Annotated in this window: 30 protein-coding genes; 16 read left to right on the top strand and 14 right to left on the bottom strand. The window is 69.8% G+C overall.

Annotated features, from left to right (window positions below; all coding sequences use genetic code 11):
* Window positions 1–40: 40 nt before the first annotated feature.
* A complete protein-coding gene (locus ACFSVL_RS03735; RefSeq protein ID WP_378300470.1) occupies window positions 41–628 on the top strand; it encodes a hypothetical protein in 588 nt (195 codons plus the stop codon).
* Here the strand turns inward: ACFSVL_RS03735 and cydC are convergent.
* The 4 genes from cydC to ACFSVL_RS03715 are packed head-to-tail and all read right to left on the bottom strand — an operon-like array spanning window position 612 to window position 5,797.
* On the bottom strand, window positions 612–2,144 hold the full coding sequence (cydC, locus tag ACFSVL_RS03730; protein WP_378300468.1) for a thiol reductant ABC exporter subunit CydC: 1,533 nt from the start codon (window positions 2,142–2,144) through the stop codon (window positions 612–614). The genes ACFSVL_RS03735 and cydC overlap by 17 nt on opposite strands.
* Window positions 2,141–3,640, bottom strand: coding sequence for an ABC transporter ATP-binding protein/permease (locus ACFSVL_RS03725; RefSeq protein ID WP_378300466.1), 1,500 nt, complete (start codon window positions 3,638–3,640; stop codon window positions 2,141–2,143). The genes cydC and ACFSVL_RS03725 overlap by 4 nt, the downstream gene beginning before the upstream one ends.
* Before the next feature lie 12 nt (window positions 3,641–3,652).
* Window positions 3,653–4,636 (bottom strand): cytochrome d ubiquinol oxidase subunit II, encoded by a 984-nt coding sequence (gene cydB, locus ACFSVL_RS03720; RefSeq protein WP_378300464.1) that lies wholly within the window; start codon window positions 4,634–4,636, stop codon window positions 3,653–3,655.
* Between the two features lie 3 nt (window positions 4,637–4,639).
* Window positions 4,640–5,797 carry a cytochrome ubiquinol oxidase subunit I gene (locus tag ACFSVL_RS03715; protein WP_378300462.1) on the bottom strand — a complete coding sequence of 386 codons (1,158 nt, stop codon included), beginning with the start codon at window positions 5,795–5,797 and terminating at the stop codon, window positions 4,640–4,642.
* 140 nt (window positions 5,798–5,937) lie between these two features.
* Between ACFSVL_RS03715 and ACFSVL_RS03710 the strand changes: the two genes are divergently transcribed.
* Genes ACFSVL_RS03710 through ACFSVL_RS03690 form a run of 5 tightly spaced genes read left to right on the top strand, consistent with a single transcriptional unit; the run spans window position 5,938 to window position 8,281 of the window.
* On the top strand, window positions 5,938–6,255 hold the full coding sequence (locus ACFSVL_RS03710; protein WP_378300460.1) for a helix-turn-helix transcriptional regulator: 318 nt from the start codon (window positions 5,938–5,940) through the stop codon (window positions 6,253–6,255).
* Between the two features lie 8 nt (window positions 6,256–6,263).
* Entirely contained in the window at window positions 6,264–6,944 is a 681-nt protein-coding gene (locus tag ACFSVL_RS03705) for a permease prefix domain 1-containing protein (protein WP_378300458.1), read from the top strand.
* Window positions 6,941–7,270: a DivIVA domain-containing protein gene (locus tag ACFSVL_RS03700; protein ID WP_378300457.1), complete on the top strand. Its 330-nt coding sequence runs from the start codon at window positions 6,941–6,943 to the stop codon at window positions 7,268–7,270. Before ACFSVL_RS03705 ends, ACFSVL_RS03700 begins: the two co-directional genes overlap by 4 nt.
* Window positions 7,263–7,718, top strand: a complete 456-nt coding sequence (locus ACFSVL_RS03695) for an SRPBCC family protein (protein WP_378300455.1) — start codon at window positions 7,263–7,265, stop codon at window positions 7,716–7,718. Before ACFSVL_RS03700 ends, ACFSVL_RS03695 begins: the two co-directional genes overlap by 8 nt.
* Window positions 7,715–8,281, top strand: a complete 567-nt coding sequence (locus ACFSVL_RS03690) for a DNA-3-methyladenine glycosylase I (protein ID WP_378300453.1) — start codon at window positions 7,715–7,717, stop codon at window positions 8,279–8,281. The genes ACFSVL_RS03695 and ACFSVL_RS03690 overlap by 4 nt, the downstream gene beginning before the upstream one ends.
* Window positions 8,282–8,771: 490 nt before the next feature.
* Here ACFSVL_RS03690 and ACFSVL_RS03685 read toward each other — a convergent pair whose 3' ends face one another.
* Window positions 8,772–9,566 (bottom strand): enoyl-CoA hydratase-related protein, encoded by a 795-nt coding sequence (locus tag ACFSVL_RS03685; protein ID WP_378300451.1) that lies wholly within the window; start codon window positions 9,564–9,566, stop codon window positions 8,772–8,774.
* Window positions 9,567–9,768: 202 nt separating this feature from the next.
* Here ACFSVL_RS03685 and ACFSVL_RS03680 point away from each other — a divergent pair, with 202 nt between their 5' ends.
* Both ACFSVL_RS03680 and ACFSVL_RS03675 read left to right on the top strand, forming a co-directional pair.
* Window positions 9,769–9,936, top strand: coding sequence for a DUF3117 domain-containing protein (locus ACFSVL_RS03680; protein ID WP_005155393.1), 168 nt, complete (start codon window positions 9,769–9,771; stop codon window positions 9,934–9,936).
* 88 nt (window positions 9,937–10,024) lie between these two features.
* Window positions 10,025–11,464: a leucyl aminopeptidase family protein gene (locus tag ACFSVL_RS03675; RefSeq protein WP_378300449.1), complete on the top strand. Its 1,440-nt coding sequence runs from the start codon at window positions 10,025–10,027 to the stop codon at window positions 11,462–11,464.
* Here the strand turns inward: ACFSVL_RS03675 and map are convergent.
* Both map and ACFSVL_RS03665 read right to left on the bottom strand, forming a co-directional pair.
* The gene (gene map / locus ACFSVL_RS03670) at window positions 11,461–12,249 is read right to left on the bottom strand and encodes a type I methionyl aminopeptidase (RefSeq protein WP_378300447.1); all 789 of its coding nucleotides are present in this window, start codon (window positions 12,247–12,249) and stop codon (window positions 11,461–11,463) included. The genes ACFSVL_RS03675 and map overlap by 4 nt on opposite strands.
* Before the next feature lie 82 nt (window positions 12,250–12,331).
* Complete coding sequence (locus tag ACFSVL_RS03665) at window positions 12,332–13,228, bottom strand: LysR family transcriptional regulator (RefSeq protein ID WP_378300445.1); 897 nt, start codon at window positions 13,226–13,228, stop codon at window positions 12,332–12,334.
* A gap of 63 nt (window positions 13,229–13,291) precedes the next feature.
* Between ACFSVL_RS03665 and ACFSVL_RS03660 the strand changes: the two genes are divergently transcribed.
* Window positions 13,292–14,482 carry an MFS transporter gene (locus ACFSVL_RS03660; RefSeq protein ID WP_378300443.1) on the top strand — a complete coding sequence of 397 codons (1,191 nt, stop codon included), beginning with the start codon at window positions 13,292–13,294 and terminating at the stop codon, window positions 14,480–14,482.
* A gap of 32 nt (window positions 14,483–14,514) precedes the next feature.
* On the opposite strand, the gene ACFSVL_RS03655 is transcribed toward ACFSVL_RS03660, so the two are convergent.
* Window positions 14,515–15,171 (bottom strand): O-methyltransferase, encoded by a 657-nt coding sequence (locus ACFSVL_RS03655; RefSeq protein WP_116204739.1) that lies wholly within the window; start codon window positions 15,169–15,171, stop codon window positions 14,515–14,517.
* 235 nt (window positions 15,172–15,406) lie between these two features.
* On the opposite strand from ACFSVL_RS03655, the gene sigE reads away from it, so the two are divergent.
* The 5 genes from sigE to ACFSVL_RS03630 all read left to right on the top strand — a co-directional run bounded on the left by sigE (window position 15,407) and on the right by ACFSVL_RS03630 (window position 19,859).
* A complete protein-coding gene (gene sigE / locus ACFSVL_RS03650) occupies window positions 15,407–16,021 on the top strand; it encodes an RNA polymerase sigma factor SigE (RefSeq protein WP_037353366.1) in 615 nt (204 codons plus the stop codon).
* Window positions 16,018–16,689: an anti-sigma factor family protein gene (locus ACFSVL_RS03645; RefSeq protein ID WP_378300441.1), complete on the top strand. Its 672-nt coding sequence runs from the start codon at window positions 16,018–16,020 to the stop codon at window positions 16,687–16,689. Before sigE ends, ACFSVL_RS03645 begins: the two co-directional genes overlap by 4 nt.
* Window positions 16,690–17,215: 526 nt before the next feature.
* Window positions 17,216–18,745: a S1C family serine protease gene (locus tag ACFSVL_RS03640; RefSeq protein ID WP_378300439.1), complete on the top strand. Its 1,530-nt coding sequence runs from the start codon at window positions 17,216–17,218 to the stop codon at window positions 18,743–18,745.
* A gap of 98 nt (window positions 18,746–18,843) precedes the next feature.
* Window positions 18,844–19,263: a Sec-independent protein translocase protein TatB gene (tatB, locus tag ACFSVL_RS03635; RefSeq protein WP_378300437.1), complete on the top strand. Its 420-nt coding sequence runs from the start codon at window positions 18,844–18,846 to the stop codon at window positions 19,261–19,263.
* 89 nt (window positions 19,264–19,352) lie between these two features.
* Window positions 19,353–19,859 carry a hypothetical protein gene (locus tag ACFSVL_RS03630; protein ID WP_378300435.1) on the top strand — a complete coding sequence of 169 codons (507 nt, stop codon included), beginning with the start codon at window positions 19,353–19,355 and terminating at the stop codon, window positions 19,857–19,859.
* Between the two features lie 57 nt (window positions 19,860–19,916).
* Here ACFSVL_RS03630 and ACFSVL_RS03625 read toward each other — a convergent pair whose 3' ends face one another.
* The 4 genes from ACFSVL_RS03625 to ACFSVL_RS03610 are packed head-to-tail and all read right to left on the bottom strand — an operon-like array spanning window position 19,917 to window position 23,842.
* Window positions 19,917–21,062, bottom strand: coding sequence for an Mrp/NBP35 family ATP-binding protein (locus tag ACFSVL_RS03625; RefSeq protein ID WP_378300433.1), 1,146 nt, complete (start codon window positions 21,060–21,062; stop codon window positions 19,917–19,919).
* A 25-nt stretch (window positions 21,063–21,087) separates the two neighbouring features.
* Window positions 21,088–21,585, bottom strand: a complete 498-nt coding sequence (locus ACFSVL_RS03620) for a DUF1003 domain-containing protein (protein ID WP_378300431.1) — start codon at window positions 21,583–21,585, stop codon at window positions 21,088–21,090.
* Entirely contained in the window at window positions 21,578–22,879 is a 1,302-nt protein-coding gene (locus ACFSVL_RS03615; RefSeq protein WP_378300429.1) for a magnesium transporter MgtE N-terminal domain-containing protein, read from the bottom strand. The genes ACFSVL_RS03620 and ACFSVL_RS03615 overlap by 8 nt, the downstream gene beginning before the upstream one ends.
* Before the next feature lie 57 nt (window positions 22,880–22,936).
* The gene (locus tag ACFSVL_RS03610; protein ID WP_378300427.1) at window positions 22,937–23,842 is read right to left on the bottom strand and encodes an aminoglycoside phosphotransferase family protein; all 906 of its coding nucleotides are present in this window, start codon (window positions 23,840–23,842) and stop codon (window positions 22,937–22,939) included.
* A gap of 95 nt (window positions 23,843–23,937) precedes the next feature.
* On the opposite strand from ACFSVL_RS03610, the gene ACFSVL_RS03605 reads away from it, so the two are divergent.
* Window positions 23,938–24,819 carry a slipin family protein gene (locus ACFSVL_RS03605; RefSeq protein ID WP_378300426.1) on the top strand — a complete coding sequence of 294 codons (882 nt, stop codon included), beginning with the start codon at window positions 23,938–23,940 and terminating at the stop codon, window positions 24,817–24,819.
* Here the strand turns inward: ACFSVL_RS03605 and ACFSVL_RS03600 are convergent.
* Together ACFSVL_RS03600 and ACFSVL_RS03595 are read right to left on the bottom strand one after the other, a co-directional pair.
* On the bottom strand, window positions 24,804–25,382 hold the full coding sequence (locus tag ACFSVL_RS03600; protein ID WP_378300424.1) for a DUF4190 domain-containing protein: 579 nt from the start codon (window positions 25,380–25,382) through the stop codon (window positions 24,804–24,806). The genes ACFSVL_RS03605 and ACFSVL_RS03600 overlap by 16 nt on opposite strands.
* A 58-nt stretch (window positions 25,383–25,440) precedes the next feature.
* Window positions 25,441–25,785, bottom strand: coding sequence for a DUF4190 domain-containing protein (locus tag ACFSVL_RS03595; protein ID WP_378300422.1), 345 nt, complete (start codon window positions 25,783–25,785; stop codon window positions 25,441–25,443).
* A 168-nt stretch (window positions 25,786–25,953) separates the two neighbouring features.
* Here ACFSVL_RS03595 and ACFSVL_RS03590 point away from each other — a divergent pair.
* Window positions 25,954–26,709, top strand: a 756-nt coding sequence (locus ACFSVL_RS03590) for an acyl-CoA dehydrogenase family protein (RefSeq protein ID WP_378300420.1), incomplete at its 3' end; no start/stop codon positions are given.

Genomic DNA, 26,709 nt, shown 5'->3' with positions numbered 1-26,709 from the left:
TTCCGGAGCCGATCTGACTCGACGCGCGGGGGCGATGGACGTGGCAAGAGACCAGCTGGACGCCGGGACCGTGAACCGGGTGAAACTGCGTGGCCTGGTTCTCCGGCAGCCGGACCGCAAGACCGTGCGGATCTACGCCGACGACGGCAGCCGGGAGGGGTTGCCGGTCGGGTGGGCCGAACTGGCTCCGCATCCTTACCACCGGCGTCCCGCGTGGCAGACGGTGTACCGAAGCGTTCCCGGCGACGATTCCAGCTACTGGCGCGGCGGAATCGCCCGGCGCGCCGGATACACGCCGATGGATTACGGGGGAAGCGACGAGATCCGGCTCGCGATCGACGAGATCCTCTCGCTCGCCCGCTGGGGCGATGTCCTGGCCGACCGCGAAATCCGTGCCAGCCGGACCGGGACGTACGCCGCCACGATGGACCCGGTGCAGGCCGAGTGGCTGGCCGGCCTCGACGCGCCGAAGGGGATCACCCATCTCGGCGGCGGACGGGTCCGGCTCACCAATGTCGTCGTCGCGCTTTTCCGGGGTTCGCCGGAGTCGCAGCCGTATGTCGACGCGCGCGACAGGTTCCATCTTGACCCGATGGACCCGCCGATTCCGCTCAGCCGGGAGTCGTGAGTGCTAATCGCGGTTCTAACCGTGATTGCCGCACACGACCCCCCTCCAGCGTGAGCACCCGCTCGAACCCCGCCACCTGCTCCGGCCGGTGCGTCACCAGCACCACCGTCCCCTTCGCCTTCGCGAGCACTCGCGCCAGCACCTCATCACCGTGCGCGGGATCGAGGCCCTCCACTGGCTCGTCGAGGACCAGGACTGGCGGCGCGGCGAGTACGGCGCGGGCGAGGATCAGCCGTTGCCGCTGACCGCCGGACAGGGTGCCGCCGTCCTGGCCGGTGTCCCGGTCCAGCGGGAGGTCGAAGCCGGCGGTTTCGCAGGCGGCGCGCAGGTCGTCGTCGGTGGCTTCCGGGCTGGCCAGCAGCAGGTTCTCGCGGACGGTCGTGGCGAAGACGTGTGCGTCGGCGAGCGCGCCGGAGATCACGGCGGGGTGCGGCCCTTCGACCGGACGGCCGTCGACGGTGATCGAGCCGGACGTGGGGGAGACGAAGCCGAGCAGGACGTGCAGCAGGGTCGTCTTTCCGGCGCCGGACGGGCCGAGGATGCCGAGCCGGGTGCCGGGCGGCAGGTCGAGGTCGACGCCTTCGAGCGCGGCTGGGCGGCCGGGATGGTGCACGCCGACGTTGGTCAGCCGGAAGTGTCCCGGGCCTGGCGTGGGTTCCGGGGCGGGTTCTGGCGCGGCAAGGACAGCGCGTACGCGGCTCAGCGACGCCCGGATTTCGGGGATTCGGTCGGCGGCCGTGATGAGCGGAAGGACCAGTTCGAACAGTGCCATCGTGGTCAGGGCGAGGGCGGCGGTGACCGGGATGCTCGCCGGGCTGAGCAGCGCGACCGCGGCGGTGGTCGCGAATTGCACGGTCACTCCGGCGGCGGTGCGCAGGGCGAGCCGGACGCCGGTGCGACGGGAGTCTGCGGCTAGTTCTGCTACTACGGCGTTGGCGCGGTCTTTTTCTCGTTGTTCCCAGCCGTAGGCGATCAATTCGGCGCGGCCGCGGACGAGTTCCACGGTGCGTTCGGCTAGTTCCTGTCGCGACGTGGCTGTTCCTCGTCTGATCAGCAGCGCTGCCGCGGCGAGTAGTCCAATGAGGACGATCCCGGCGAGTGGAAGGCTGACCAGACCTGCGAAAATCACCACGCCTAGACCGACGGTGCCCGCGACCACGGCGGGTAGCGCGAGCCGGAGGATGGCGTCCTGCACGGCGTCCACATCGGACACCAGGCGGGTGACCAGGTCCGCTCCGGAGTGTTCGGCGACGCGACGGGGGAGGAGGGATTGGTACACCCGGGTCCGCAGTGCGCCGAGGTAGCGGAGGACAACGTCATGTCCGGCAAGGCGTTCCGCGTAACGGAGGCCGCCGCGCGCCAAGGCGAAGACTCGCACGGCGACGATCGCGAGGGTGAGCGCGGCGAGCGGGGGTTGTTCGGCGGCGCGCATGAGCAGCCACGCCGCGGTGCCGGTCAGTCCGAGTCCGGCAAGTTCGGCACCGACGGCGAGCAGGGTCGCGCGGGCGAGTTTCATACGGTCACCCCATGGTTGAGTTCGACCGTGCGCGACGCGAGCGCGGTCAGTGCCGGTCGGTGGGCGACTAGGACGGCGGTGCGGCCGGGGAGCAGTTCTTTCGTGCCTGCCAGTACGGTCGCTTCCGTCCGCGCGTCGAGGCGGGCGGTGGGTTCGTCCAGCAGGACGAGTCCGGCGTCGCTGCGGGACAAGGCGCGGGCGAGGCCGACGCGTTGTCGTTGCCCGGCGGACAGTCCGGCGCCCAGCTCGCCGACCTGTGCCGTGTAACCGTCGGGGAGGTCGGTGACGATGTCGTCGACGCGACGGCCGCCGGTGTTTTCCATAAGCGTTCCCCGGAAGAGCGTCGGACGTTGCGGCAGCCACGCGGTGTCGCGCAGCCACGACGAGTGGTCGAGGGTCTGGAGATCGACGCCGTCCACTAACACCCGGCCGCACGTCGGTGCGACGAAACCCAGCAGTACTGCGAGAAGGGTGGACTTGCCGGACCCGCTCGGCCCGACTAGCGCGAGGTGTTCGCCGGAGCGGATTGTCAGGTCTACTTCGGACAGTGCGCGGGTTTCGCCGTAGTGCACGGAGACGCGGTCGAACACCACTTCCGGCGGACCGAGCCGACGCGTCTTCGTGCCGGATCGGCGGACTGCTGTTGGTGCGGCGAGGATTTCCTTCAATGCGGTGAGTCCTTCGGTGGCGGCGTGGAACTTCGCTCCGGCGGCGCGCAGTGGTAGGTATGCCTCGGGGGCGAGGGCTAGGATCAGCATCGCGGTGTGCGCGGTGATGGAGCCATCCAGCAGCCGGAATCCAATCGGTACGGCGACGAGTGCGATCGACAGGGTGGCGACGAGTTCGAGTACCAGCGCGGACAAGAAGGCGACTTTCAGTGTCCGGATGGTGGCGTCGGCATGCGCGTCGGCCATTTCACGCACGACGCGGGCTTGCGCTTGTGCGCGGCCGAACAGTTTGAGCGTCGGCAAACCTCGTACTACGTCGAGGAAGTGTCCACCTAGTCGGGTCAGGAGCGTCCACTGTGTACGAGCTTTAGTGTGTGCTCCGATCAGTGCGCCGAAGAGCGGGATCAACGGGACGGTCGCGGTGACGATCAACGCGGAAGTCAGGTCTGCGGTGAAAAGCCTTGCCAATACCGCGATTGGCACGAGTGCTGACAGCACCATCGCGGGGAGATAGCCCGCGAGGTAGGTCGCGGTGGCGTCTACACCCTTGGTGATTCGAGTGGCGGTCACGCCGGGGTCGTCGGTGGCGTCGAGCAACCGGCGTCGCAGGCGTGCTTGCGCCGAAGCCGTGAAGCGACTGGTGAACAGGCCCTGCGCGGCGGTGAGCAGAATCCGCGCACCGACGGCGACGAGCAGCGCGACCGAGACGCCGCCGCCGGTGAGGAGCGTCGCCAGCCCGTCCGCCTGGACGAGCACAGTGACAGCGATGCCGACGCCCAGCACGGCGAGCGCCGCGAGGTAGCCGCGGAGTCCAGGTAGGACAGGCATGGCGAGACTCCTTCAGAAGTGCAGCAACGATTTTTCGTCGACCGGACGTCGATGCGCCCGCCAGGTCAGCCACTGCACGGCGATCAGTACGAGGAGCGCTGGTGCCGCGAACCAGCCGAGGACCGCCGCCATGTCCGGGGTGGTGGCGGCCTGCTCGACGGTCAGCTGATAGCCCGAGGTCGACGACAGGACGACCGGGAACCGCAGCACACCGACCAGTAGCGCCGGGCTAGCGGTCAGAAGCATCGCGGCGGGCAGCGCCAACCGTGGCCGGTTAAGTCCGAAAAGGACTGTCAGGTAAGCCGCGAACGCAATGGCGACAACCGCTAGCGCCGCCCAGGAGGCGTCAGAGACCGAGAAAGCTCCCCAGGCTGTTGCGGTCACGAGGAAAACCCCGACCGGCATCAGGAACGACCGAGCGAGCCGACGTACCCGCCCAGCGATTTCCGCCGGACCGCGCACGGCGAGGAAAACCAACCCCTGCAGGCAGAACAGCGCGACAAAGCCGAGACCCCACAGCACCGCGTACGGATCGAAGAGCGCCAGAACGTCGTCCACCGGATGGCCTTGCGCATCAAGCGGAAGCCCGCGCACGAGGTTGCCGAGGAACAAGCCCCACGAGACCGCCGTGACCAACGCTCCCGCGACAATGGCGAACGTCCACCCGCGCCGGTTGCCCTCCGGATGCCGGCTCCGCAGCTGGACCGCCGCGGTGAAGGTGACGAGCCCCAGCAGCAACAGCACGACCAGCACGTACGCCCCGGCGAACACCCGCCCTTCCAGATGCGGGAACGCCCCGAACAACACGCCGACCGCCGCGATCAGCCACACCTCGTTGGCCAGGAAGAACGGCCCGACCGCGGCGAGCACCCGCCGTTGCCCAGTCTCGTCGCGGGACAGCGTGGGCAGCAGCATCCCGACGCCGTAGTCGTAGCCGGCCAGCGCGAAGTAGCCGCCCAGCAGCAAACCGAGCACACCCCACCAGATCGTCACCACGGGTCACACTCCACTCAGGACGGGAAGTTCGGTTTCCACCGCGGCCGGGCCGCGTTTGGCGATCCGGGCGAGCAGCACCCAGTCAGCGATCGCCAGCACCACGAACAACAGCGTGAAAGCGATGAACGAGAAGAGGAGTTGCCCGCCGCTGATGTCGGCGACCGCGTCCGCGGTGCGCAGCTTGCCCTGCACCAGCCACGGCTGCCGGCCGATCTCGCGGACCAGCCAGCCCAGGATCGCGGCGACGAACGGCAGCGCGATCCCCGGCACCATCAGCAGAAGCAGCGGCCGTGCCCGCAGCAGCAGGTCGCGGAACAACAGCAGAGTGCCGACCAGTGCCGCGAAGAACGCGAAAAAGCCGACCATGATCATCATCCCGAGCGGCAGCCCGACCGCGGCGCTGCCCCCGAACTTGTCCGGCTGGTACCCCGCGACCTCGGCGAACTGCGCGAACCCGGCCTGGATCACCAGCACGCTGCCGGCCAGCGACGTCACGACGCCGATCCGCATCGACCGGCGGAAGAAGTCGATCTCGCTGGTGCGCTTGAGGAAGTGGTACGCGCTGACCCCGGACACGAAGAACCCGCCGGTCAACAGCGCGGCCCCGAGCACGTGCGGCAGCGACGCGACCAGTGCCGGGTTGGCGAACAACGCGCCGAAGTCGTCCAGGCGCAGCACGCCGTTCTCCATCCGCGAACCCGCCGGGTTCTGCAGGAACGAGTTGGCGACCATGATGAACAGCGCCGAGGCGTACGCGGTGAGCGTGACCAGCCACAGCACCGCCAGATGGAGCCATTTGTTCATCCGGCCCCGCCCGAAGATCCACACCCCGAGGAACGTGGATTCGAGGAAGAACGCCACCAGCGTCTCGATCGCGAGCGGCGCGCCGAAAACGTCCCCGGCGAACGCGGACAGCCCGGTCCAGGTCATCCCGAACTGGAATTCCATCACGATTCCGGTGACGATTCCGAGTGCGTAGTTGACCACGTACAACCGGCCCCAGAACGCGGTCATCCGGGAGAACTGCTCCCCGCCGCGGAGCGTCGCGCGGGTCTGCATGATCGCCACCATGGTCACCAGGCCCAGGGTGAGCAACACGAACAGGAAGTGGATCGAGGTGGTGGTCGCGAACTGGAGTCTCGCGATCGGCAGTGGGTCCATGCCCGCAGAGCCTATACGTAGTTCGGCTACATGTAGTGGGCAAACCCATGAGATCGGGGTGATCTCAGGGTTTTTCCCGGACGGTTCCGCGCCGTCTGAGGATTAGCCTGCCAAGGTCAAGATGAGTAGACTGCCCACCTATGAAAGCGGATACGTTGCGCGGGCACCTCGACGCGTTGCTGCTGGCCGTGCTGGACGGCCGCAAGCTGCACGGCTACGCGATCATCGAGGCGCTGGCGCTGCGCAGCGACGGAGCGCTCGACCTGCCCACCGGCACGGTGTACCCGGCGTTGCGCCGGCTCGAGCGCGCAGGCTGGCTGGCCAGCGAATGGGACGTGGTGTCCGGCCGCAAGCGCCGCACCTACCGGCTCACTCGCGCCGGGCAGCAGGCACTGGCCGCGGAACGGGCGCAGTGGCGGGAGTTCACCACGGTGATCGGCGGAGTGCTGGAAGCATGACTGGAGCCATGACAAGAAGCCCCATCGACGGCTACCTGGCCGAACTGGACCGCGCGCTGGTCGGCCGCCGCGGCACGAAGGCGGACCTGCTCGCCGAAGCACGCGACGGTCTGCGCGACGCGGCCGAGGCGTACCGCGCGGGCGGCTGGAACGAGACGGAAGCGCAACGTCGCGCGATCGCGGATTTCGGACAGGTCCGGGAGATCGCCGCTGACTACCAAGCGGAACTGAGCACGCACAACGGAGTGCGGACGCTGTGGCTGCTCGTGCTCGGCGTGCCGGCGATGCAGGCGTCGTGGCAGGCGACGCGCCTGCTGACCTACGGCTCCTGGGACCGGCTGACCACGCCGAATCCCAGCTGGTACCTGTTCATCACGCAGTTCACCCACGCCGGGATCTACGCCGTGCCAGCGGTCGGGCTTCTCGCGCTGCTGTGCACCCGGTGGCTGAGCCGCCGCTTCGACGGCGTGCGCACGGCGAGCGTCTGCCGCGTGCTCGGCGCGATCGCGGTGGGCCTCAACCTGTTCTCGGTGCTGCTGCTGATCGGAGCGACCGGAGTGGTCGACGCCGCGCGGCTGTTCCTCAGCGGACCCTGCGGGCTGCTGATGGTCTCGTGGGTGGTTTTGTCCTTCCGACTTGTCGTGCTAGCGCGACGTTCCTGGGGACGGTGTGCCACGATCGTCGCGTGACGACCGCGCTGATCTACCTCGTAGTCATGCTGCTGGTGGCCGCCGTGGTGTTCCTCCTGGCCGCTGTGGTGTTCGGCCGGGGCGAGGAACTGGCGCCGCTGCCGCCGGGCAGCTCGCCCACGCGCCTGCCCGCCGAGGACATCGCGGGCGAGGACGTCCGCCAGGTGCGCTTCCAGCTGGTGTTCCGCGGCTACAAGATGTCCGAAGTGGACTGGGTGCTGCGCAGGACCGGCGCGGAACTGGACGAACTGCGCGAACGGATCGCCCGGCTCGAGGCCGCGCAGCAGCCGCGCGAGGCGGCGCACCGGAGGCCGACGGGTGAGTGACCTGGTGCTGTCGGTCGACGTCGCGGCACCGGCGGGCACGACCTGGCTCGCCCTCACCGACTGGGCCCGCCAGGGCGAGTGGATGCTGGGCACGTCGGTGCGGGTAGTCGAGGGCAACGGCCGCAGCGTCGGCTCGAAGCTCGCCGCCTTCACCGGGTTCGCCGGCATCGGCTTCACCGACACCATGGAGATCACCGCCTGGGAACCACCGCTGCGCTGCACGGTCCGCCACCTAGGCAGCCTGGTGCAGGGGACTGGGATGTTCCAGGTGCTGTCGAAGGGCGCCGGGCACTGCACCTTCGTCTGGGCCGAACACCTCAAGCTGCCGTTCGGCCTGCTAGGCCGCGCGGGCTGGCCACTGGCGCGCCCGGCGTTCGCACTGGGCGTGCGGCATTCGCTGCGCCAGTTCGCGAGGTTCGCGGAGAACTATTCAATGGGGGAACGATGACGGAACTGCTGGGCGAAGACGGAATCGCCCGCTGCAGCTGGGGCAACTCGGCCCCGGACTACGCGGTGTACCACGACGAGGAGTGGGGCGTCCCGCTGCACGGCGAGCCCGAACTGTACGAACGGCTGTGTCTCGAGTCGTTCCAGTCCGGACTGTCCTGGATCACCATCCTGCGCAAACGCGAGAACTTCCGAAAAGCCTTCCGCGGCTTCGCCCCGGAGAAGGTCGCGCGCTTCGGAGAGAAGGACGTCGAACGCCTGATGCAGGACGCCGGGATCGTCCGCAACCGCGCGAAAATCGAAGCTGCGGTGAAGAACGCGCGCGCGATCGCGGACCTGGACGTCCCGCTGGACAAGCTGCTGTGGTCCTTCGCCCCCGCCAAACACCGCCGCCCGCGCACGATGGCCGACGTCCCCGCGATCACCGAAGAGTCGAAGGCCATGGCGAAAGACCTGAAGAAACGCGGCTTCGCCTTCCTGGGCCCGACCACCTGCTACGCCCTGATGCAGGCGACCGGCATGGTCGACGACCACGTAAAAGGCTGCTTCCGCGCAACTCGCTGACGGTCCGTGAGGGGAACCCTCACAGCCCCTGATTCCCGCAGGGTTCCCCTCACGACCCTCGGCGACCACCGTAGTCCGTGAGGGCCACCTTCACGGACTCTGATTCCCGCAGGGTTCCCCTCACGACCAGCTGCCACCACCGCCGTCTGTGAGGGCCACCTTCACGGACTTAGATTCCCTCAAGGAGTCCTTCACGGACCTTGGCCGCCCGGCCCGCCGGGATCGCCCCAATGTGGCATTGGGTGCGTCGCATGCACCCAATGTGGCGTTGGTTGCGTCAGATGCACCCAATGCCACATTGGGGCGTTAGCCCCGCCCCGCCGTCAACCGCCGCCGATGCACCCGAAGCAGTGTGGCACCCACACCACCCCCGCACCCCGATACGAAGCCAAAACGCGGTCTGGGGTGGCTTGTCAAGGCATCTTTCCCGCCTTGACAAGCCACCCCAGACCGTCGTCACACTCAGGCTTCGGGGTGCCCCACGCCCGGCCTACTTCCCTTGAAAACGCGGCTTACGCTTCCCCACAAACGCCTCCACCGCCTCCGTGTGATCCGCAGTAGCCCCCAACGCAGTCTGCGCCGCGTCCTCCGCCGCCAACGCCTCATCCAGCGAAGACTCCGCAGCCACCGCCAGCACCCCCTTGATCTTCGCGTAAGCCACCGTCGGCCCAGCCGCGAGCTTCGCCGCAACCTTCTGCGCCCGAGCCGCCAGCTCCTCGTCCGGTACGACCTCCCCGACGAGCCCGATCCGCAACGCCTCCGCCGAGTCCACCGTCCGGGCCATCAACATCAGCTCAGCCGCCCGCCCGTACCCGATCAACCTCTGCAGCGTCCACGACGCGCCCGAGTCCGGCCCGAGGCCGACGTTCGCGAACGCCATCAGGAACGACGACGATTCCGCCGCGATCCGCAGGTCACTGGCATACGCGAAGGCCGCCCCAGCCCCCGCCGCGGTGCCGTTCACCGCCGCGATGACCGGCTTCGCCATCCCGGTGATCGCCTTGACGATCGGGTTGTAGTGGTCGCTCACCGTGTGCAGCGGGGCGGGGTCGTTGGCCTGCAGCAGGCCGACGTGCTCCTTCAGGTCCTGTCCGGCGCAGAACGCCTTGCCGGTGCCGGTCAGCACGACCGCGCGGACGTCCGGGTCCTCGGCGGCCGCGCTCAGCTCGGCGATCAGGCGTTCCTTCAGCTCGACCGTCAGCGAGTTGTACGCCTCGGGCCGGTTGAGGGTCAGCGTGCGCACGCCGTCGGCGTCGGCGGTCAACAGGACGTCGGATGTGGTCACGAAATGCTCCTCTGAAGCGGCGGCTCGGGTTCTCGGGACTGAGTCTCGCACCCCCGGCGGGCGGCATACCAGCACCGATGCGGCGGCAAATGATCGGTCCGCGTTCGCGCCCGGGCGCTGATGAGGGACAATGGGGGGCGAGACCCGGCTGGCATGGGAGTGCGCGACCCGGGCGCGCCGGTTGAGACGGAGGGAGCACGCTATGGCGGCCATGAAGCCCCGGACCGGAGATGGTCCCCTCGAAGTGACCAAGGAGGGGCGGGGCCTCGTCATGCGGGTGCCACTGGAGGGTGGCGGCCGGCTGGTCGTCGAACTCTCCGCGGAGGAAGCGAAGGACCTCGGCGCTGCGCTGCAGGAGGTCACTGGCTGACCTGCGCTCTCCCCTCTCTGTCCACTGTGCACCCCGGTCTCCGTTCGGAGGCCGGGGTCGGTTCGTCTGCGCCCTAAGGTTGCTCGCTGTGCGTAACTCGCTACCACCCGTTCCCACGAAGCTGCCCGAACTCGAGGTCGTCGCCGCGACCCGCCGCGGACTCCCGCTGGCGGTGCTGATCGCGCCGGCCGAAGCGGAGGAAGGCGCAGCGTACGGGTCGAGCGGACGCACCGCCGAAGTGCGCGAAGTGCCCGAGAACGGCGACGGTCCGCGCTGGGTCGCGGGGATCGGCGAAGGCGAGCCGAAGGACTTTCGACGCACTGGTGCCGCGTTGGCGCGCGCGTTGCGCGAAGCAGCGGAGAACCGTCCGATCCGGACAGTCCAGGTCGTACTGCCTGAAGCGGCAACAGCGGAACATACGGCCGAATTGGCGATTGGCCTGTCGCTGGGCGGCTACCGGTTCGTGGTCACTACGACCGAGCCGAAGCCGCCAGTGCCCGCCGTACGTCTGGTTGTCGCTCACGAACGCGCCGTGCCCGCGTACGCAGACGCAGTGGCGCGCGTACGCGTTCTCGCGGCGGCTGCGGCCTTTACGCGGGATCTCGCGAACGCGCCGTCGAACGTGAAGAACCCGGCGTGGCTGGCGAACACTGCGGCGAAGGTGCTGGGAAGCACTGTCGACGTGACAGTGCGAGACGAGAAGTGGCTCGCCGACAAGGGGTTCGGCGGAGTGCTCGCGGTCGGTGGCGGTTCGGCTTCGCCGCCGCGCCTCATCGAGATGGCGTACCGCCCGCGCGGCGCGAAGAAGCACCTGCTGTTCGTGGGCAAGGGAATCACCTTCGACACCGGCGGCCTGTCGCTGAAGCCGGCCGACGGCATGCACCTGATGCGCACCGACATGGCGGGCGGCGCGGCCGTGATCGCCGCGATGCGCGCGATCGGGGAGCTGAAACTGCCGGTGCGCGTCACAGCGCTGGTGCCCGCGGCGGAGAACCACGTGTCCGGCGGCTCGTACCGGCCCGGCGACATCGTGCGGCACTACGGCGGCCAGACCACCGAGATCGGCAACACCGACGCCGAGGGCCGGATGGTGATGGCCGACGCGCTCGCGTACGGAATCTCCCAGTTCAAACCGGATCTGATCGTCGACGCGGCCACGCTGACCGGCGCGATGAAGGTGTCGCTCGGCCTGCGCACCGGCGGCGTCTTCGCGACTGAGGACGACCTCGCCGCGCGGATCGTCGAGGCGGGCGCCCGCGCGGGCGAGGCGTGGTGGCGGATGCCGCTGGTCGAGGACTACGCCGCCGGCATCGAGGGCGAACTCGGCGACATCCAGCAGGCTCCCGGCGGACCGGGCGGCATCATGGCGGCGCTGTTCCTGCGGGAGTTCACGGCGGGGCTGCCGTGGGCGCATCTGGACATCGCGGGCCCGGCGCGCGCGGACAAGACGTACGACGACGTCGTGCCGGGCGCGTCCGGGTTCGCGGCGCGGACTCTGGTGGAATTCGCGGCCTCGTACGAGGGCTAGTTCTTCCCGGCCAGCTCTTCCTCGCGCCGGGTCAGGACGATCGGGTCGCCGTCGGTGATCGCGACCGTGTGCTCCGAGTGCGAGGTGCGCGAGCCGTCGGCGGAGCGGATGGTCCAGCCGTCGGGGTCGTAGACGATCTTGTCGGTCGTGCGCGCGAGCCACGGTTCGAGCGCGAGCGTCAGTCCCGGGCGGAGTTTCATGCCGCGGCCCGCCTTGCCGCGGTTGGACACGTGCGGGTCGCCGTGCATGGTGCGGCCGATGCCGTGCCCGCCGAACTCGGTGTTGACCGGGTAGCCGTAGCCGGTGGCGACCGCCTCGATCGCGGCCGAGATGTCGCCGAGCCGGTTGCCCGCGCGCGACGCCTTGATCGCGGCTTCGAGCGCCTCCTCGGTGGCCCGGATGATCCGCTGGTCCTCCTCGGCGGGAGTGCCGACGATGACCGTGCGCGCCGAGTCGGCCGCCCAGCCGTCGATGGTGACCGCGATGTCCGCGCTGAGCACGTCGCCGTCGCGCAGGGTGTAGTCGTGCGGCAGGCCGTGCAGGACGGCGTCGTTGACCGACAGGCAGATGACGTTGCGGAACGGGCCTTCGCCGAACGACGGCGCGTAGTCCCAGTAGCACGAGACGGCCCCGCGCCGCTTGATCATGCCGCGCACGTGGTGCTCCAGGTCCATCAGGTTGACGCCGACGTCGGCGAGCTTGCCGACCTCGGTCAGCACCTCGGCGATGAACCGCCCGGTCACGTGCATGCGGTCGATCTCCGCAGGCGTCTTCAGCTCGATCACGACTACCTCGCGTCCTCAGGTTCCGGTATTTCTATACCGGAAACGCTAGCACGGTACCGGGATAGAAATACCACCCTGGTCGCTAGTCCGTCATGCCGAGCACGTGGTCACGGAACGCTTGGACCGCGGGCGAAAGCGGTTCGCCGGTACGCCAGGCGAGCCCGATCGTCCGATGGACCGGCGGGTACAGCGGCACTTCCGCGACGCCGGCCGGGGAGCCGGGCTCGAACCGCGGCAGCAGCGCGACGCCGAGGCCAGCCCCGACGAGCCCGCGGACGGTGTCCGATTCCTGGCCCTCAAAGGCGACCTTCGGCGTGAAACCGGCGGCGGCGCAGAGGTCGTCGGTGATCCGGCGCAGACCGTAGCCGTGTTCGAGGAGCACGAACGGCTCGTCGGCTAGCTCTGTCACGCGCACACTGTGCCGCCCGGCCAGCCGGTGCCCGGCGGGCACTGAAAGGTGGATCGGCTGCTTGTCGAGCACGACTGTCTCCAGCCGGTCGTCCGCGACGACCGGGGCGAGCACGGCGAGATCGAGTTCCCCGGACACGAGCCGGTCGATCATGCCCTGCAGCGAGCCTTGCACGAGGGTGAACCGGGCGGCCGGGGCCTGTTCGCGGTACGCGCGGAGCAATCCCGGCACCAGCGACCGGCCGAGCAGGTGCAGGAACCCGAGCACGACGCGGCCGCTCGCCGGTTCGATCTCCTCGCGGGCGAGCCGGACCCCGGCGTCGACCATCGGCAGCGCGCGTTCCGCCGCGTCGGCCAGCAGCTCCGCGGCGCGGGTGAGCCGGACGCCCCGGCCGTCGGGCACGGTCAGCGGCGCGCCGAGGGCGTGTCCCAGCGCGGCCAGCCGCCTGCTGACTGTGGGTTGCGGCACGCCGAGGATTTCGGCGGTGCGGGTGACGTTTCCGGTGTTCCGCAGCGTGGCCAGCAGAGACAGGTGCGGGACGAGCTGCGACGTAAGGCTCTCATTCGGCACGGTATGAATGATGGCCGATCAACGTATTAGACGCATTGATTAGCGAAGCTTACTTTCGAGGGCATGCTCTCCTCCGCCCGTCGGGTCAAGGTCGCGGTCGCCGCCGCGGGCTTCACGTCGTTCGCCCTGCTCTACGCGCCGCAAGCGGTGCTGCCGCAGCTCGCCGGGCAGTACCACCTCGACCCCGGCGGCGCGGCGCTCACGGTGAGCGTGGCGACCGGTGCGCTGGCGATCTCCGTGCTGCCGATCGCCGCGCTGTCCGAGGTGGTCGGACGGCGGCCGGTGATCATCGCGTCCGTTGTGATTTCGTCGGTGCTCGGACTCTTGCTGCCGCTGATGCCGGACTACTCGCTGATGCTCGTGCTGCGCGCGGTGCAGGGCGTCGCGATCGCCGGATTCCCCGGTGTGGCCACGGCTTACCTCGTGGAACGGCTCGGGAAGACCGGCGTCGCGGCCGCGGTCGGGGCGATGATCGCGGGCAACACCGTCGGCGGCATGACCGGACGGCTGGCCACCGGGTTCACCGCCGGTCCGCTCGGCTGGCACGGCGCGTTGTACGTGGTGGCTGGGCTTTCGCTGGTCTGCGCGGTCGTGACGGTGGTGATGCTGCCGCCCTCGCCGGCCAAGACGGGGGAGCGGCAAGGCCTTCGCGACATCGGGGCCGGCTTGCTGACCGCGGTGCGGCAGCCGGTGCTGCTCGTGCAGTACGCCGTCGCGCTGCTGGCCATGGGGTCGTTCGTCGCGCTGTACAACGCGGCCGGGTTCCGGCTGACCGGCTCGCCGCTGAATCTGTCGCCGGCGATCGCGTCGCTGGTGTTCGTGTCGTACGCCCTGGGCTCGGTCTCGTCGGCGACGGCCAACCGGCTGTCCGCGCGGCTGGGCCGACGGCAGGCGCTGGTCGGGGTGCTGGTGCTCACGGCGGTCGGTGCGCTGCTGACGATCCCGGACTCGTTGCCGCTGATCGTCGTCGGCTTCCTCGTCCTGACGACGGCGTTCTTCGCCGCGCACTCGATCGCGAACAGCTGGGCCGCGGCCGAGGCCCCGGAGAACGCGCGCGGCCAGGTCGGCGGGCTGTACATGCTCATGTACTACCTGGGCAGCAGCATCGGCGGCGGGGTCGGCAGCGTGGTCTACGGCCGGGAGGGGTGGAGCTGGCTGATCGTGGTTGTCGTGGTGTGGCTGGGGCTGGCGGCCGCGGTGGTGGCGGTGGGGACGCGGGTGCGGAGAGGGGCGCGGGTGCTGGTGGGGTCGTGAGTGGCAATCGCGGTTCTAACCGTGATTGCCACTCACGAGCACGCCGTAGCCACGAGGAGCCCGCCGCCCACCGGCAGCAACGCCGGAACCAGCCGCTCGTCCTCCCGCACCGCTCGCGCGACCTCGCGCAGCGCCATCGTCTCCGGGTCGCGCCGGGCCGGGTCGGTGAGCCGTCCGCCCGCCAGGACCTGGTGGAACACGATCACCCCGCCGCGGCGCAGCAGGGCCACGCCCTGCTCGTAGTAGCCGGGGTACTCGATCCGCGCGGCGTCGACGAACACCAGGTCGTAGCCGCCCGGCGTGAGCCGCGGCAGCACGTCCAGCGCGCGCCCGACGATGAGCCGCATCCGGCCCGGCGGATAGCCCGCTTCGAGGAAGGTCTTGCGCGCCGCCCGCTGGTACTCCGGTTCGACGTCGATCGAGGTCAGCACGCCGTCGGCGGCCATCCCGCGCAGCAGGTACAGCCCGCTCACGCCGGATCCGGTGCCCACTTCCACGACCGCCCGCGCGGCGACGGTCGCGGCGAGGAACCGCAGCGTCGTCCCAGCTCCGGGGGCCAGCGGGGCACACCCGAGGTCGGCTCCGCGCAGCCGTGCGGCGGTCAGCACGTCGTCGTCGGGCAGGTACCCGTCGACCTGCTCGGCGCCGACCGCCCCGGTCTCGGCCGCCGCCTCTGTCCCCGAACTCACGCGCGAAGGTTAGCGCTGGTTGTCGATAAATCAGCGAAGGCTCCCTGGTAAGCGCGCTCCGGCCCGGCGGAAAGCCCGCGAAAACCCTCGAAAGGCCCTCGCCGGCCAACTTCTCAGGCTGCTCTCAGATCGGTCTCATGAGTTCCATAAGGAAGGCGGCCAGACTGAGTCTCAACCACACGGGAACACCGTGTGCCCGGCCCGCGTTGGCAGAGGTGAAGAGGAGTTGACCCAGATGGAGGTGCCTGCTCCCCTGATGCAGAACGCCGAACTGCCGGAGGCCGCTCCGGTGACCGTGGACGCAGCCGAGGCGGCCTGGACGCCGCCCTCGTGGGACGAGGTCGTGCGCGAGCACGCCGACCGCGTCTACCGGCTCGCCTACCGCCTCACCGGCAACACGCACGACGCCGAGGACCTGACCCAGGAGACGTTCATCCGCGTCTTCCGGTCGCTCGCGTCCTACAAGCCCGGCACCTTCGAGGGCTGGCTGCACCGGATCACCACGAACCTGTTCCTCGACATGGCGCGCCGCCGCTCGCGCGTGCGCATGGAGGGACTGCCCGAGGACACCGACCGGATCGTCGGCGACGACCCGAGCCCCGAGCAGCACTACAGCGACACCCACCTGGACCCGGACCTGCAGGAGGCGCTCGACGAGCTGCCTCCGGAGTTCCGGGCCGCGGTCGTGCTGTGCGACGTGGAAGGACTGTCGTACGAGGAGATCGGCGCGACGCTGGGCGTCAAGCTCGGCACCGTGCGCAGCCGCATCCACCGCGGCCGCTCGGCGCTGCGCGCGTCGCTCGAGCGCCGTCGCGCGACCCGGGAGGAATCTGCGAAGGTGTCCGTATGAGCGGCTGGCGTTTCGCCGAATCCCACCTCATGCCCGACGCGGTAGTCGCACTGGTCGACGGCGAGCTGACGCCCGTCGCGCACGACCGGGCCCTCGCGCACCTCGCGCGCTGCCCGGGCTGCGCGGCCGAGGTGACCTCGCAGCGCCAGGCGGTCGCGGCGGTGAAGGACGCCGGCGCGCCGGCGATGTCGGCGGGGTTCCTGGCGAGCCTGCGGTCCATTCCGGAGCACACTGATCTGCCTGGTTCGCCGGACAATCTCGCGGTCACCGCCGACGGGCAGCTGGTGGCGATCCAGCGGCCGGACCGGGTGGCGGGGCTGCGCGACGCGGGGGTGCTGGGGGGTGCCGCGCCGTTGGGAACAACCGCGCCGCTCGGGCAGTCGGCGAACGTGCTCGGCGGCGGACGGTTCGCGTTCAGCCGGAAACGGGCGGCGCAAGGAGCCGGGGTCGTGGTGTCGGGGCTCGTGCTGAGCGCGCTCGCGCTCGTCGGGACCTCGGCGGATAGCGGCGAGGGGTCGAATGGGACTGGGCCTGGTCGGACGCCTAATGCGAATTTGCTGCCGGCGAATATGAATGTGCCTCGGACGTCGTCCTCGCCGGTTTCTTCTCAGGCTGAGGTGCCTGATGAGGTGCGCGGTGGGGTTGGGGAGGCTGTGGCTGCCCGGTAGGGCTCGTCGCCTGGCGGCGACATCGCGCCGGATCTCTGCGTGGGGCACCCCGAAGCCAATTGTGATGACGGTCTGAGGGTGCTTGTCAAGGCGGGAAAGATGCCTTGACAAGCACCCTCAGACCGCATTTGGGCTTCGTATCGGGGTGCGGGGGTGGTGTGGGTGCCTCGCTGGTTGGGTGCGGTGGCGGCGGTTTCGTTGTGGTGGGGCTTGCGCCCCAATGTGGCATTGGGTGCGTCTGACGCACCGAACGCCACATTGGGTGCATGTCGGCGGGCGGGATCGGTCCGTGAAGGACTCCTTGAGGGAACCTGGTTCCGTGAAGGGGCCCCTCACAGCCTTCGGCGACGGCGGCGGGTCGTGAGGGGAACCCTGAGGGACTCTGAGTCCGTGAAGGTGCCCCTCACGGACGGTTGGCTGGCGGTGCACGGGCAGGCAACAGGCATTTCACTGTGGTCTGGGCACAATTCCGTTGAGGCTTGGGTATCGTCGACTCTCAGCCGAACTGAACCGTCTCCGGGGAATGATGACCGACCAGCCGAACTCGAATCCTGCCCAGTCCGGTGCCGTCGGGACGGACCGGTTGGGTCCTCGGCCGCTTGAGCGGCCGGTGGTCGACCAGCAGCAGGCGGCTGTCTTCGGGCGTCCGCACGGGGTTGAGGGGGCGTTCGACAAGCTCTACACCCCGGTGCCCAACGGGAACGGGCAGAAGCTCAGTCTCGCGCCGCCTACACCGGAGTCGCTGGCGGAGGCGTTCAGCCGGCCCGCGGGGGCTGAGGGGGTGCGGCTGCAGCGGCCGCTGGAGGCTTCCGGGGAGAACGGCGCGGCGGAGGATCCGCTGTGGACTGATGCCAGCGATCCGTGGCGGGATCCGGCGGCTGGGGCGGTGCTTGCCGGGCCTGCGGTGGTGCCGGAGGACGACGAGGCGGAGAAGCCGAAGCTGCCTGGCGGCGCGCGGTTGAGCCTGCCTGAAGTGCTGTTCGGGCGGCGGGTGCAGCCGAAGGCGCTGGCTCTGCTCGGTGTTGTCGCGTTGCTGATCGGGGCGGTTGGCGGGCTGGTCGGCTGGTGGGTCGCCGACACCGGGTCCTCGTTGACCGGGAGTGCCACGATTTCCGAGGCCGAGGCGGCCAAGGAACGGCCGCCGGGGTCGCTCGCGGACATCGCGCACCGGGTCGCGCCGGCGGTGGTTTCGCTTGAGGTCGTCAAGCCGGGGGCGGACAGCGGCGAACAGGGCTCCGGCGTGGTCATCGACCCGCAGGGGTACATCCTCACGAACGAGCACGTGGTCTCGACCGCGGTCGGCGACAAGGCCACGAAGATCACCGCGGTGTTCAACGACGGGACCCGCACCGAGGCCAAGGTCGTCGGCGCGGATCAGAAGACCGACCTCGCCGTGGTGAAGGTCAACGTGACGAACCCGGTCGTGATGCAGGTCGGGAAGTCGTCCGACCTGCAGGTCGGGGACGCGGTGATCGCCGTCGGCTCGCCGCTGGCGCTGCAGAACTCGATCACCTCGGGCATCGTCAGCGCGCTCGACCGGCCGGTCACCGCGGGCGGCGACAACGGGGCGGCCCCGGTCACCTACTCGGCCATCCAGACCGACGCCGCGATCAACCACGGCAACTCGGGCGGCGCGCTCGTCGACTCGACCGGGGCGCTGGTCGGGATCAACTCGGCCATCCGCTCGTCCAGCTCCGACGGCGGCAGCATCGGCATCGGCTTCGCCATTCCCAGCGACTACGCCATGAAAATCGCCAAGGCGCTTATCAAGGACGGCAAGGTCAAACACGCCGACATCGGGATCAACGCGGCCTCGACGGTCGCCGGCTCGTCCACGATGGGCGCGCAGGTGCGCAACGTCGCGCCGAACGGGCCTGCCGCGTCCGCCGGGATCAAGGAGGGCGACGTGATCACCAAGGTCGGCGACCACGTCGTGCGCGACTCCGCCGAGCTGACCGTCGCGGTGCGCAGCCACGACCCCGGCCAGGTGATTCCGGTGCAGCTCGCCCGAGACGGCGCGCTGCTGGTGGTGGACGTCACGCTCGGGTCGGACTGACGCCAGTTCTTAAGCTGCTGTGCGACGTTCGGGCCTGCCGGGACGCGAAACGGCCCGGGTAGTCTTGGGCGGGGCAGCACCGAGCGGAGGTTTCACGGGTGTTCGACAGTGTCGGCTGGGGCGAGATCCTCGTGATCATCATCGCGGGGCTTTTCATCCTCGGACCCGAGCGGCTGCCCGAGGCGGCGGCCTGGATGGCGAAGAGCGTCCGCAAAGCACGCGACTTCGCGACCGGCGCGCGCGAGCAGCTGCGCGAGGAGATGGGTCCCGAGTTCGACCAGCTCCGCAAACCCCTCGAAGACCTCCGCGGCCTGCGCAATCTCGATCCGAAACGGGTCGTCACCCAGCATCTGTTCGACGGCGATTCCGATCCGCTCGGGCTGAACGGGTACAAGAACGACCTCAACGGGTCCAACGGCTCCGGCAGCACGCCGACGATCAAGCCGCAGACCGCGATCCCGCAGCCGGAACCGCTGAAGCCGGGCGAGCGCCCGCCGGTCGACCCGGACGCCACCTGAGCCTCGCCACGCACGACCAGCGCGCGACGGTACTGATCAGGCTGGGTAGCCTCGGGGGATCAGCTCAATCGACCCTGGAGGTTCCCGATATGTCACGCCGTGCGGCTGCGCTGGCCGGAACGATCGCGGCGGCCGCCTTCGCCGTCGCCGGGTGCAGTGCCGACGACGAGCCGAGCACCAAGGCGCCCGCCACCTACACCTCGGTGCCCGCCCCGGCGATGTCCTCGTCGGCGGCTCCGTCGAACGCCCCGTCGAGCGCTCCCGGCAACGGCGGGGCCACCGGCGAGCAGCCGAACGTGAAGCGCGGCGCGGAGACCGGCGAGGCGGGCGTTGACGTGCTGGTCAACGTCTCCTACCAGGGCGGGAAGGTCACGCCGCCGGCCGGCGTGGTCGACGTCAAGGTTGGCAACAAGGTCAAGATCAAGGTGACGTCGGACAAGTCGCAGAACATCGACGTCGAGGGCCTGCCGGACAAGTCGGCCGACGTGTCCGCGAAGGAGCCCGAAGGCATCGACTGGACGGTGACGAAGCCGGGCGACACCAAGGTGACGCTGCGCGAGGCCGGTGCCCTCCTGGTGACGGTGCACGCTTCCTGAGTCCAGCCAAAAAAGAGGCGTGCACCCGCGAAAGGTGCACGCCTCTTTTGCTGAGGATCAGCGCCCGGCGGGGCTGACGTTGAGCATCATCCCGGCCAGCCCGCGCGCCCGGACCGACAGCTGCTTCGCCGCGTCCTTCAGCACCAGCGCCGCCGGCGCCTCCGGATCGGACAGCACGATCGGCGTGCCCTCGTCGCCCTGTTCGCGCAGGCGCGGGTCCAGCGGGACCTGGCCCAGCAGCGGCACCGTGGAGCCCACCGACTTCGACAGCGAATCCGCCACCGTCTGCCCGCCGCCCGCGCCGAAGACCTCGATGCGCTCGCCGGCCGGGGTTTCCAGCCAGGACATGTTCTCGATGACGCCCGCCACGCGCTGCCGCGTCTGCATCGCGATCGCGCCCGCGCGCTCGGCCACCTCGGCGGCGGCCTGCTGCGGCGTGGTCACCACGAGGATTTCCGCGTTCGGGATCAGCTGCGCCACCGAAATCGCGATGTCGCCGGTGCCCGGCGGCAGGTCCAGCAGCAGGATGTCCAGGTCGCCCCAGAACACGTCGGCGAGGAACTGCTGCAGCGCGCGGTGCAGCATCGGGCCGCGCCACACCACCGGGGTGTTGCCCGGGGTGAACATGCCGATCGAGATCACCTTCACGCCGTGTGCCTGCGGCGGCATGATCATCGTGTCGACCTTGGTCGGCTTCTCCCGCGCGCCCAGCATGCGCGGCACCGAGTGGCCGTAGATGTCCGCGTCCACCACGCCGACCGACAGCCCGCGCTCGGCCATCGCCACGGCCAGGTTCACCGTCACCGACGATTTGCCGACGCCGCCCTTGCCGGACGCGACGCAGTAGACCCGCGTCATCGAACCCGGCTGCGCGAACGGGATCACCGGCTCCGCCGCGTCGCCGCGCAGCGATTTGCGCAGCTCAGTGCGTTGTTCGTCGCTCATCACGTCCAGCTCGACCCGCACGTCGGCGACGCCGGGGAGCTTCGAGACGGCCTTCTTCGTGTCCTCGGTCAGCGTCGCTTTCAGCGGACAACCCGCGACCGTGAGGTAGATCCCGACGTCGACCACCCCGTCGCCGCCGACCGCCACGTCCTTGACCATGCCGAGGTCCGTGATCGGTTTCTTGATTTCCGGGTCGTACACGTCCTTCAGCGCGGTGCGGACGTCGTCGACGCTGGGGAGCTGCTGTGTACCAGTCACGCTTCCATCGTACGTACTGCCCGGTTCAGCCTTGCTTGGCCTTGCGTGGCTTGGCATCCAGGTCAAGATCGTCGCGCAGCCGGTCGAGTTCGCTGCGCAGGTAGTCGCGGGTGGCGACCTCGCCGACGGCCAGCCGCAGCGCCGCCAGCTCGCGGGCGAGGTACTCGGTGTCCGCCTTGGTCTGCGCGGCGCGCGTGCGGTCCTCCTCCAGCGACACCCGGTCCCGGTCGTCCTGCCGGTTCTGCGCGAGCAGGATCAGCGGCGCGGCGTACGCGGCCTGGGTGGAGAACGCCAGGTTGAGCAGGATGAACGGGTACGGGTCCCAGCGCAGCGACACCGCGACCAGGTTCAGCACGATCCAGACGACCACGATCAGCGTCTGCCAGAACAGGTACTTCCCGGTACCGAGGAACCGCGCGATCCGCTCGGTGAACCGGCCGAAGGTGTCCGGGTCGATGTTCAGCCGCAGCCGGGCCTGGCCGCGCGGCTGGTCGAGCCTGCGGCCGGTCCTGAGTTCAGCCACGTTCGGCCTCCTGGAGATCGGCACCGTCAGTGACGTCGTGCAGTCCGGTTTCGCGCCAGTCGTCGGGCAGCAGATGGTCGAGCACGTCGTCGACGGTGACGGCGCCGAGCAGATGGTCCTCGGCGTCGACGACCGGGCCGCAGGCCAGGTTGTACGCCGCGAAATACCGGGTGACCTCGGCGAGCGTGGCCTCCGGGCGCAACGCGGTGAGGTCAGTGTCGACCGCGCTGGCCACCAGTTCGGCGGGCGGCTCGCGCAGCAGCCGCTGGAAGTGCACGACGCCGACGAACCGGCCGGTCGGCGTTTCGGTGGGCGGGCGGCACACGAACACCATGCTGGCGAGCGCGGCGGGGAGTTCGGCGTTGCGGATGTGCGCGAGCGCCTCGGCGATCGTCGCGTCCGGCGTCAGCACTACCGGTTCCGGCGTCATCAGGCCGCCCGCGGTGTCCGACGAATACGCCAGCAGCCGTTTGACCGGCGCGGATTCCTCCGGCTCCATCAGTTCCAGCAGCCTGCTCTGCTCGGCGGGCGCGAGTTCGGCGAGCAGGTCGGCCGCGTCGTCCGGGTTCATCGCCTCGAGGATGTCCGCGGCGCGTTCCTCGGCGAGGTAGGACAGCAGTTCCTTCTGGTCGTCCTCGGGCAGCTCCTCGATGACGTCCGCGAGCCGCTCGTCGTCCATCGCGTCGGCGACCTCGTGCCTGCGCTTCATCGGCAGGTCGCGCAGGGTCGCGGCGACGTCGACCGCGCGCATCGTGTCGAACAGCATCAGCAGCTGGCCCGCGCCCTGTGGCTGGCCGGCCAGGTCGGTGAGCCCGAGCCCGGCCACCTCGTTCCACGGCAGCACCTGCATCGCGGTGCGCCGCCTGCCCAGCGCCAGCCGGGTCGACCGCTCGCGGACGGCGAGTTTCGCCAGCACCCAGTCCCGGGTGCGGGTCGGCTCCATCGCCGCGTCGACCACGGTCACCCGGGTTTCCGCGCCGGTGAGCGTGGCGTGCGCGTCGAGGAGCTGGCCGCAGACCAGGACCTCGTTGGGCCGCTGGTGGAAATGCCGCATGTTGACCGAGCCCGTGGCCAGCGTCACGGCGTTCGGTTCGATCGAGGTGACCCGCAGCATGGGCACGAACACCCGGCGCCGGGTCGCCAGCTCGACGACCATGCCGAGGATCCGCGGCGGCTGCTGGTCGAGCCGCAGCCCGGCGACGACGTCGCGGACCTTGCCGATCGATTCCCCGTCGGGCCCGAACACCGGCAGACCCGCGAGCTGAGCCGCGTAAACCCGGTTTGTGCCTGCCATGCCGCCGACACTATCGGCTGGCGCCCGAGCCCGCTCGGACCGCGACTTGGCGAATTCTCAGCTGCCGAGCGCCCATCGGGTGAGCGCGGGCAGCTCGCCGGCGGACGGGCCGTCGTCGTCCTCGTCCAATCCGCCGAAATCGATCAGGTCCTGTGCGTGCCACAGCCGGTTCTGCACCGCGCGGACCAGCGTCCAGGCCTTGGCGCGGTCGCGGTCCAGCCCGCTCGCGGCGAGCTTCGAGTCCAGTGTGGATTCGCTGAACCGGTTCCACAGCAACGAAAGCGCGCCGTATTCGAGGTCACCGGCGAGCGGCTTCGGGTCGATCACCAGCCACGGCTCGCGGGTGCCGGACAGCACGTTCTCGTAGTGCAGGTCCTCGTTCACCAGCGCGTTGCCCGCTTCCGGGCCGAGGTCGCGGCACACCTCCAGCGCCGCGTCCAGCTCCCGGCGGGGGAGCGGTTCGTCCAGCTCCCGCCACGATTTGGGCAGTTCCTCAAGCAGCCCTTCCGCGACGCCGGACAGCGTGCGGGTGAGCCCGTCCGGCGCGGGCACCGCGAGCCGGCGGGCGAGTTCGCTCATGATCTCGACGGCGGGCAGCAGCGGTTCGCCGTCCAGCGTCCGGCTGTCGTCGAGGCGTTCCAGCAGCATCGCGCCGTCCTCGGGCACGGACTCGTGCAGCAGCACCGATCCTCGACCGGCCCATGTGGACAGTGCGAGCGGCTCGTCGCGCGATTCCTCTTCCACCCAGCCGAGTTTCAGCACCACGCGGGAGCCGTCCGCGCGCCGGGCGGGCTGGACCACGCCGACGTAGCCGTGCCGGGGACTGTCCTCGAACTCCAGCTCCCACTTCCGGGCGTACCGCTCCGCGAGCGCGGGCAGCGACGCGAGCCAGGGGACGGCTTCCGGGCCAAGCACCTTCGGGGCGCGTTCGGCGAAGAAGGGCGGGATCACCAAAACGGTCACACCACTCATCCTGGTCGGCCGCGCAAGCCGTTTCCGGGGCTGTACCGCGCGCGTACAGTGGGTGAGATCAGGGTTTGGCGAACCCGGGAGCTGCCATGATCATCGAGATTGTCAGCGCAGTGGTCGTCGTGGGCGGGGTGTGGCTCGGCTCAGCGGTGCGCGTGGTCAAACAGTACGAACGCGGGCTGGTGTTCCGCTTCGGCCGGGTGCGGCCGGAGGTCCGCGACCCGGGGCTCGCGCTGCTGCTGCCCATCGCCGACCGCATGCAAAAGGTGAACATGCAGGTCGTGACGCTGCCGATCCCCGCGCAGGACGGCATCACCCGGGACAACGTCACGGTCCGGGTGGACGCGGTCGTGTACTTCAAGGTGGTCGACCCGGTGCTGGCCGCCGTCCACGTGCAGGACTACCGGTCGGCGATCGGCCAGGTCGCGCAGACGTCGCTGCGGTCCATCATCGGCAAGAGCGACCTCGACGACCTGCTGTCGAACCGCGAACGGCTCAACGAGGGCCTCGAGCTGATGATCGACAGCCCGGCGCTGGGCTGGGGCATCCACATCGACCGGGTGGAGATCAAGGACGTCGCGCTGCCGGAGTCGATGAAACGCTCGATGTCGCGCCAGGCCGAGGCCGAACGCGAACGCCGCGCCAGGGTGATCTCCGCGGACGGCGAACTGCAGGCCTCGCACAAGCTGGCGCAGGCAGCCGCGACGATGGCGGACACCCCGGCGGCGCTGCAGCTGCGCCTGCTGGAGACGGTGGTCCAGGTGTCGGCGGAGAAGAACTCGACGCTGGTGCTGCCGTTCCCGGTGGAGCTGCTGCGCTTCCTGGACGCGCGGACCGACTCGGCGGCGAAACCGGCCGCGGAGAAGCCGCCGGAGCCGCGGCCGCCGGCCGAGTCGTCCCCGGACAAGGCCAGCAACGGCCAGGTCACGTCGCCCGAGGCGGGCGACGTGCCGGATCAGCGCTCCAGGTAGCCGTTCAGGCCGAGGATCAGCATCGTCACGAGGAAGCCGACCCACAGGGCGAGAGCGACGTAGCCGAGCACCACGGCCGACAGCGCCATGGTGCGTCCGCCCGCTTCGTTGCGGTTGGCCTTGGCCAGCGCGACGTGCCCCATCGCGATGCCCGCGACCGAGAGAACGCAGGTCACCAGCCCGAGCACGGAGCACACCAGCGCGCCGGTCGCGAGCCCGGTGTCGGTGGTGTTCGAGTACGGCTGATAGCCCGCGCCGTACGGCGGCGGAGCCGGAAAGCCCTGATAGACGGGCGGCGCGAACGGATCCGGTTGCGCCGCAACGGGATAAGGCTGCGCGGCGGGAGCGGGCGGCTCGCCCGGCAGCTGCGCGACCGGGCCGGGGTCGGGCGCGATCCAGCCCGGCGGCGGGACCGCCGGGGCATCCTCCGAAGTGGACGTGACGGCGTCCGCCGGTGCCTCGTACGGCGCGGGCTCGGCGGTGGCCGGCGGCTCGTACGGAGCGGGGTCCGCGGTCGGCGGCGGTTCGTAGGACGCCGGTTCGCGGTCGGACGGAGTGGTCATCGGGGCTCCCTCGGGATGCCGGATACGAAGGCCGACGCTACCGGGTTCAGCGGCGGCATCAGCCGAAAATCCCGGACTGGGCCAGCGCGTGCACGATCAGCGGGATCGCGATGCCCCAGACGACGAGCGCGGCGTAGCCGATCACGAACCCGGCGAGCGCCAGCGCGCCGCCGGTGCCGCGGCCGTGGCGGGCCCGGTAGAACGCGACGTGCCCCATCACGATCCCCGCGATGGCCATCGGCGCGCACAGCACGAACCCGGCGATCGAGCACACCAGCGACCCGACCGCGAGCCCCGCGCCGGGCGGCGGGCCCTGCGGCGGATACGGCTGGTGCTCGTACGACGGGTGCACGTAGCCGTCGCGGCCGGCGGGCTCGTCCCGGTCGTCGCTGGCCTCGCTCATCGGGATCCTTCTCGCGGTTTCGGGTGGATCAGCACCTTATCCGCACCTTAACGGGGGAAACCGCGGCCCGGCGTGAGCACCCTCATAGCCGCTCGGGCGGGAACCAGTCATACTCCCCGGTAACCCCAGCGCCGGGAGCCGGCGTCGCTCGCCGAAGGGAGCCCAGTGATGGCCCGTCTCGCCCGGACCGCCGGCCTGACCGATGTGCAGCAGGAGATTCTGTCCACGGTGCGGTCGTTCGTGGACAAGGAGATCATCCCGCACGCGCAGGCTTTGGAGCACGCGGACGAGTACCCGGCGGAGATCGTCGAGGGGATGAAGGAGATGGGCCTGTTCGGGCTCACCATCCCGGAGGAGTACGGGGGCTTGGGCGAGTCGCTGCTGACCTACGCGTTGGTGGTGGAGGAGATCGCGCGGGGCTGGATGAGCGTGTCCGGGGTGATCAACACGCATTTCATCGTGGCGCACATGATCTCCCGTCACGGCACCCCCGAACAGAAGCAGCATTTCCTGCCGCGGATGGCGACCGGCGAGGTGCGCGGGTCGTTCTCGATGTCGGAGCCGGATCTGGGCTCGGATGTGGCCGCGATCAAGACCCGCGCCAAGCGCGAGGGCGATGACTATGTGATCGACGGCGCGAAGATGTGGCTGACCAACGGCGGTTCCTCGAACTTGATCGCGTTGTTGGTGAAGACGGACGAGGGCGCGGAGAAGGCGCATCAGAACCTGACGACGTTCCTGGTGGAGAAGCCGTCCGGGTTCGGCGAGGTGCTTCCGGGGCTGACGATTCCGGGCAAGATCGACAAAATGGGCTACAAGGGCGTGGACACCACGGAGGCGGTGTTCGACGGTTTCCGCATCGGTGCGGACAAGGTGCTGGGTGGCGCGCCGGGCAAGGGTTTCTCGTTCATGATGGACGGGGTC

The sequence above is a fragment of the Amycolatopsis silviterrae genome, from assembly GCF_042684085.1.
Lineage (GTDB): Bacteria > Actinomycetota > Actinomycetes > Mycobacteriales > Pseudonocardiaceae > Amycolatopsis > Amycolatopsis silviterrae.
The sequence above is the reverse complement of the archived record's forward strand: the minus strand, read 5'-3'. Positions and strand labels throughout refer to the sequence as shown.

What these genes read in the sequence shown, in the direction of transcription:
- cydC (WP_378300468.1), bottom strand. Translation starts at nt 2,144, where the DNA reads ATGAAACTCGCCCGCGCGACCCTGCTCGCCGTCGGTGCCGAACTTGCC.
- ACFSVL_RS03725 (WP_378300466.1), bottom strand. Translation starts at nt 3,640, where the DNA reads ATGCCTGTCCTACCTGGACTCCGCGGCTACCTCGCGGCGCTCGCCGTG.
- ACFSVL_RS03715 (WP_378300462.1), bottom strand. Translation starts at nt 5,797, where the DNA reads ATGGACCCACTGCCGATCGCGAGACTCCAGTTCGCGACCACCACCTCG.
- ACFSVL_RS03710 (WP_378300460.1), top strand. Translation starts at nt 5,938, where the DNA reads ATGAAAGCGGATACGTTGCGCGGGCACCTCGACGCGTTGCTGCTGGCC.
- ACFSVL_RS03705 (WP_378300458.1), top strand. Translation starts at nt 6,264, where the DNA reads ATGACAAGAAGCCCCATCGACGGCTACCTGGCCGAACTGGACCGCGCG.
- ACFSVL_RS03690 (WP_378300453.1), top strand. Translation starts at nt 7,715, where the DNA reads ATGACGGAACTGCTGGGCGAAGACGGAATCGCCCGCTGCAGCTGGGGC.
- ACFSVL_RS03680 (WP_005155393.1), top strand. Translation starts at nt 9,769, where the DNA reads ATGGCGGCCATGAAGCCCCGGACCGGAGATGGTCCCCTCGAAGTGACC.
- ACFSVL_RS03660 (WP_378300443.1), top strand. Translation starts at nt 13,292, where the DNA reads ATGCTCTCCTCCGCCCGTCGGGTCAAGGTCGCGGTCGCCGCCGCGGGC.
- sigE (WP_037353366.1), top strand. Translation starts at nt 15,407, where the DNA reads ATGGAGGTGCCTGCTCCCCTGATGCAGAACGCCGAACTGCCGGAGGCC.
- ACFSVL_RS03645 (WP_378300441.1), top strand. Translation starts at nt 16,018, where the DNA reads ATGAGCGGCTGGCGTTTCGCCGAATCCCACCTCATGCCCGACGCGGTA.
- ACFSVL_RS03640 (WP_378300439.1), top strand. Translation starts at nt 17,216, where the DNA reads ATGACCGACCAGCCGAACTCGAATCCTGCCCAGTCCGGTGCCGTCGGG.
- ACFSVL_RS03630 (WP_378300435.1), top strand. Translation starts at nt 19,353, where the DNA reads ATGTCACGCCGTGCGGCTGCGCTGGCCGGAACGATCGCGGCGGCCGCC.
- ACFSVL_RS03615 (WP_378300429.1), bottom strand. Translation starts at nt 22,879, where the DNA reads ATGGCAGGCACAAACCGGGTTTACGCGGCTCAGCTCGCGGGTCTGCCG.
- ACFSVL_RS03605 (WP_378300426.1), top strand. Translation starts at nt 23,938, where the DNA reads ATGATCATCGAGATTGTCAGCGCAGTGGTCGTCGTGGGCGGGGTGTGG.
- ACFSVL_RS03600 (WP_378300424.1), bottom strand. Translation starts at nt 25,382, where the DNA reads ATGACCACTCCGTCCGACCGCGAACCGGCGTCCTACGAACCGCCGCCG.
- ACFSVL_RS03595 (WP_378300422.1), bottom strand. Translation starts at nt 25,785, where the DNA reads ATGAGCGAGGCCAGCGACGACCGGGACGAGCCCGCCGGCCGCGACGGC.